The sequence below is a fragment of the Nonomuraea mesophila genome, from assembly GCF_004352805.1.
Taxonomy (GTDB): Bacteria; Actinomycetota; Actinomycetes; order Streptosporangiales; family Streptosporangiaceae; genus Nonomuraea; species Nonomuraea longispora.
Genome location: NZ_SMLD01000301.1, coordinates 1 through 5,198, shown reverse-complemented (window position 1 = coordinate 5,198; position 5,198 = coordinate 1). Strand labels below are relative to the sequence as shown.

Sequence of the window (5,198 nt, the reverse complement as noted above, 5' to 3'; positions counted from 1 at the left end):
GGCGGGGGGCGTACGCGGCCATGATCTCCGCGCCCTGCTCCTCGGGGATCGGCGCGGCGGTGGCCTGCACGGCACGCCCGCCCACGTGCAGGGTCACCTCGGGGGTGGCCATGACGTTGCGGTACCAGTCGGCCCGCCGCCCGAACCCGGACGCCGCCACATAACCCTGCTCGTCGTGCTGGACGACCTCGATGACGGCCTGGCGGGGCCGGCCGGAGACGCGGCCGGTGTGGGTGAGCAGCATGATCCGCTGTCCCAGCAGCCGGCCCAGGCCGACCCGGTACAACACGATGGGAAGGCGCCACAACCTGCGGCGCAGCCCGGCCGGTGGTGCGGGCCTCTTGACGATCTCCATACCGGTTCCTCTCTTCACGAAGGGGTGTCGGCCAGCAGGTCCTCGACCGCGGACAGCGCCGCGCCGACGGGGAGGTCGCTGTCGATCATGTAGTGCAACATCAGCCCGTCGATCGCGGCGACGATGAGGGTGGCCACCCCGTCCAGGCGGTCCGGCGGCCAGCCGGCCCGCGCCTCACGCAGACGTCCGGCGATCAGCGCACGGGCCTGGCGCAACTCGTCGCGGAGCACCACGCCCAGCGCGGGATCGCGGGTGGCGCCCGCGATCAGCTCGGCGGCCAGCCGGGTCGTCTGGTCGTCACCGGTCGCCTGGGGCAGCAGGCGGCGTACGGTCGCCAGGGCCGCGCGCTCGTCCGGGGCCTCCATCAGCTCGGTGACCAGCGGGCCGACGATGAGCTGCGTGGCCTGCCGGAAGATCGCCGTGTGGAGCCCGTCCAGCCCGCCGAAGTGATAGTGGATCAGGCCGGGATTGGTGCCGGCCCGCTGGGCCACCGCACGGGTCGTGACGCCCTGCCATCCGTCGTCCCGCAGCAGCGCGATGCCGGCCGCCACGAGTTGCTCGCGGCGGCGATCCCCTCGCGGCGAGTTTGGTCGGTCGGCCAAGTTGGTCATACGGCCAAACTACCAGAGGGGCGCCGGGCACGGAACTCTCCAGAGGCCACGATCGGCACCGACCTGCTGCGCGCGGTCACGGAGGAGGCCGGGCGGCGCGGCGCCGTGCAGGTCGTGGTGGTGTACGGCCACGCGGACGAGGCGAGACCGGAGGCGCTGCGCCCGGCCGGGTCGCCCATCGCGGCCGAATGGTGAACCGCCCCGCTGTGACCGCGACCCCGTGGATCGCCGGTCCTGCTGGTGGTGTCAGCCGGGGCTTGCTCCGCCGAGAGGTCGGCGGGGTCGGCTGGTGGCGTAGGCCGGGGCTTGCTCTGCCGAAGGGCTGCGCCGGGTCCGGGCCCGAGACCGCCGCACGGCGAGGGGCCGTGGCGCGGCGAGCGCGCCGCGCCACGGCTCACGGTGGGTCAGCCCGCGCTGCAGGAGACCGACGGCCAGGTGTAGTTGCCGTTGTGCTGAATCGTCACACCCCAGTTGTTGCCGTTGCCGTTGGACCTGGCGCTCAGGACCTGGGAACTGGGATAGGAGGCGCTGATGTTCCACGTGGCGATGATCCGCGCCGGGGACGGAACGTTCATCGTCACCGTCCAGTTGCTGGAACCGCTGACGTTGACGGACAGGTTGTACCGGTCGTTCCACTGCTGGCCCGCCGACAGCGTCGCGGTGCAGCCGCCCGGATTGCCAGGGTTACCCGGGTTGCCGGGGTTGCCGGGGTCGGGGTTGCCGCCGCCCGAGCCGATCGTGATGTTGGAGTTGCCGCTGCTCTGGTAGCCCTCGGTCGCCAGGATCATGTAGTCGTGGCTGCCGAGGTTCATGCCTTGGCGGGCCCACGCGTCGAAGTGGTTGCCCGAGGTGATGCTTCCGCCGGTCCGCTTCTGCTGCCGGACGCTCCAGTACTGGTCGAACGTCCTGGTGCCCTCGATGGACGGGGCGTTGTAGCGCGTCGTCTTGTAGATGTCGTACGTGCCGCCGTCGCTGGTGACCGTGCCTTTGTACTCGCCCGTCGGCCGGTAGGTGCCCCAGTTGTCGACGATGTAGTACTCGATGAGCGGGTTCCTGGTCCACCCGTAGAGCGTCAGGTAGGCGTTGCCGGACGGGTTGAAGCTGCCCGAGTAGCTCACGGTCCTGCGTCCGCCGGTGCTCCAGCCCTTGCCGGCGACGAAGTTCCCGGTGTTCCTCCATGAGGTGCTGTAGTTGCCGCCGGAGCCCAGCTCCATGGAGACCGTTCCGTTGCTGTCGGTCCAGAACGAGTAGAAGTAGCCGTTGTTGTTGCCGGTCTGGTTCGACGTGATGGCCGCGTTCGCGGCCGATGGCAACATCGCGGTGGCCAGGGCCAGCACCACGGCTCCGGCACGGGCGGCGAACAACCGGACGCGGCCGCGTCGGCGGCGGTGGGGGGCGTCGTTCATGTGCGTGCTTCCTCCTCGTGAGGGCTCGCTGGGGGTCAGGCAGCGACAGTGTTCGTCCGCGCCCGGCGGGCTGTCAACGACGCCCGGCTCAACCCGCGCCGCCGCCCGGTCCGCGGACTTCCTTTCGGGTATCACGCCTGGTCAATGGGCACGCCTTGCCGATCTTCCCGAACCCGTTGGATGAAACTTTCACTGTTTCTCCGAAACATTCGGGCCGATTTCAGGGGCGCCCCTGGCGCCACGGCCGTGTGGTGCCAGGGGGCGGTTCCGTGCACGCCCGGCGGTCACCCGGTTCCGTCGCCGGCGACGTCCATGACCCAGGTGACGCCGAAACGGTCTTTGAGCATCCCGTAGAGCGCGGACCACTGCGCGGGCTCCAGTGGCCGCACGACGTCGGCTCCCTCCGAGAGCCGCTCCCAGTACGCGGTGATCTCCTGCGCGGTCTTGCCGCGGAGGGAGAGGAAGAAGGGGTTCTCGCCCTGGTCGTACGGCAGGTGCGAGGGCACGTCGTACGCCATCACGTGGAAGCCGTCACCAGAGAGCACCTGGCCCCACATCACCCGGTCCGCGTCGGCGGCGTCCTGCACGTTCCCTGCGTCCTTGTACGTGACGACGGCGAGGTCGCCACCGAACACCGACCGGTAGAACTCGAGCGCCGCACGGGCGTCGCCCCGGAAGTTGAGATGGGCCACAGACTTGACGGACATTTCGTAACTCCTGACCTGAGAAGCGTCGTGGTCGAGCGCCGTCGTCCGGCGCGAGCCCCACCGTGGCAGGGGAAGCGGTCAGGGTGTGGCCTCTACTCGCGGCACCATGGGAGCCATGCAGAAGACCTCGGCACGACTGTTGTCGCTGCTCTCGTTGCTCCAGGCCCGCCGGGACTGGCCGGGGGCGTTGCTGGCAGAGCGGCTCGACGTCAGCCCGCGCACCGTGCGCCGGGACGTCGACCGCCTGCGCGAGCTCGGTTACCCCATCGCCGCCTTCAAGGGACCGGACGGCGGTTACCGGCTCGACGCGGGCACGGAGTTGCCTCCGCTGCTGTTCGACGACGAGCAGGCCGTCGCGCTGGCCATAGCGCTGCAGACCGCGGCCGCCACCACCGGCGCGGGCATCGAGGAGGCCGCGGCGCGTGCGCTGAGCACCGTCCGGCAGGTGATGCCCGCACGGCTGCGCCGCCGGATCGACACCTTCCAGGTCACGCCTGTCGAGCGACCGGCGGCCCGGCCGGGCCCGCGGGCCGGCGGTGGCGTGCTCATGGCTCTCGGCGCCGCCGTCCACGGCCGCGAGGTGCTGCGCTTCGCCTACGCTCCCGCCTCGCCGCCGGAGGCGGACGGCGACGCGATGCCGGAGCCGCCGCGCCGGGTGGAGCCCCATCACCTCGTGACCTGGGGCGGACGCTGGTATCTCGTCGCGTGGGACCTCGATCGCGAGGACTGGCGTACGTTCCGCGCCGACCGGATCACCCCGCGCACCCCCACGGGGCCGCGCTTCACCCCGCGCGAACTGCCCGGAGGCGAGGTCGCCGCCTTCGTGGCCGCCAGGTTCCTGGGTTCCGACGGCTCGGGCGGCCGGCCCTGCCGCGGCGAGGTGATCCTCAGGGCGCCCGCCGCCGAGGTGTCCCGCTTCACCCGCGACGGTGTCGTCGAAGAGCTGGGCCCGGACCGCTGCCGGCTCGTCCTGGGCTCTTGGTCGTGGATCGGCTTGGCCGCCGCCATCGGCAGGTTCGACGCCGACATCGAGGCCGTCGGTCCCGGCGAGCTCAAGGACGCCTTCGCGCGCCTGGCCCGGCGCTACGCCGGTGCCGCGGGAGGGTGAGTTGACGAGCCGGACGCGGCTGTGACATCCTGATTGCGGCAGCGAGGTTGACGCCTATATTAGGTGTGGACTTTCGTTTCGTTTTTGCGTTATGCTGCTTCCTCGCGCTGCCTCCTGACGGCCCGGCCCCACGCCGGGCGTTTGGCGTGCGCGCAGTTCGATTCCATCCGTGTCCACCGGAAGGACATCTGTTGGCAGCCTCGCGCAGTGCCTCCGCCATGCCCACTGGTCCCCGTCGCGTGTCTTTTTCGCGCATCCAGGAGCCTCTCGAAGTTCCTGACCTTCTCGCTCCGCAGACCGAGTCGTTCGATTGGCTGCTCGGCAACGAGAAGTGGAAGGCCCGGGTAGAGGCGGCTCGCCAGGCCGGGCGCAGGGACGTCCCGACCCAGTCGGGTCTCGAAGAGATCCTCGAAGAGATCAGTCCGATCGAGGACTTCTCGGGGACCATGTCCTTGTCGTTCCGCGACCACCGGTTCGAGCCGCCGAAGTACTCCGTAGACGAGTGCAAGGACAAGGACATGACCTTCTCCGCCCCGATGTTCGTGACGGCGGAGTTCATCAACAACACCACCGGTGAGATCAAGAGCCAGACGGTGTTCATGGGCGACTTCCCGCTCATGACGCCGAAGGGCACCTTCATCATCAACGGCACCGAGCGTGTCGTCACCTCGCAGTTGACCCGTTCGCCGGGCGTCTACTTCGAACGCAGTGTGGACAAGACGTCCGACAAGGATCTCTACGGCTGCAGGGTCATCCCGTCCCGGGGTGCCTGGCTGGAGTTCGAGATCGACAAGCGCGACAGCGTCGGTGTGCGCATCGACCGCAAGCGCAAGCAGCCGGTCACCGTGCTTCTCAAGGCACTGGGGTGGACCGGCGAGAGGATTCTCGAGCGTTTCGGCCGCTACGAGTCGATGCGGGCCACCCTGGAGAAGGACCACACGGCCGGCCAGGATGACGCCCTGCTCGACATCTACCGCAAGCTGCGGCCGGGTGAGCCGCCGACCAAGGAGT

General features: G+C 69.8%; 5 protein-coding genes and 1 pseudogene. 2 read left to right on the top strand and 4 right to left on the bottom strand.

What is annotated here, in order from left to right; all coding sequences use genetic code 11:
• From E1295_RS46840 to E1295_RS46825, 4 genes are all read right to left on the bottom strand, one after another.
• Positions 1-355, bottom strand: a 355-nt coding sequence (locus tag E1295_RS46840; protein ID WP_132641677.1) for a nitroreductase family deazaflavin-dependent oxidoreductase, incomplete at its 3' end; no start/stop codon positions are given.
• A 14-nt stretch (positions 356-369) separates the two neighbouring features.
• A complete protein-coding gene (locus E1295_RS46835) occupies positions 370-966 on the bottom strand; it encodes a TetR/AcrR family transcriptional regulator (RefSeq protein ID WP_132641675.1) in 597 nt (198 codons plus the stop codon).
• A 404-nt stretch (positions 967-1,370) separates the two neighbouring features.
• Positions 1,371-2,372, bottom strand: coding sequence for a glycoside hydrolase family 11 protein (locus E1295_RS46830; protein ID WP_132641673.1), 1,002 nt, complete (start codon positions 2,370-2,372; stop codon positions 1,371-1,373).
• A 284-nt stretch (positions 2,373-2,656) separates the two neighbouring features.
• Positions 2,657-3,079: a VOC family protein gene (locus E1295_RS46825; protein ID WP_132641671.1), complete on the bottom strand. Its 423-nt coding sequence runs from the start codon at positions 3,077-3,079 to the stop codon at positions 2,657-2,659.
• A 115-nt stretch (positions 3,080-3,194) separates the two neighbouring features.
• Between E1295_RS46825 and E1295_RS46820 the strand changes: the two genes are divergently transcribed.
• Together E1295_RS46820 and E1295_RS46815 are read left to right on the top strand one after the other, a co-directional pair.
• The gene (locus E1295_RS46820; protein ID WP_132641669.1) at positions 3,195-4,187 is read left to right on the top strand and encodes a helix-turn-helix transcriptional regulator; all 993 of its coding nucleotides are present in this window, start codon (positions 3,195-3,197) and stop codon (positions 4,185-4,187) included.
• A gap of 191 nt (positions 4,188-4,378) precedes the next feature.
• A pseudogene (locus E1295_RS46815) lies at positions 4,379-5,198 on the top strand (DNA-directed RNA polymerase subunit beta); the annotation flags it as partial.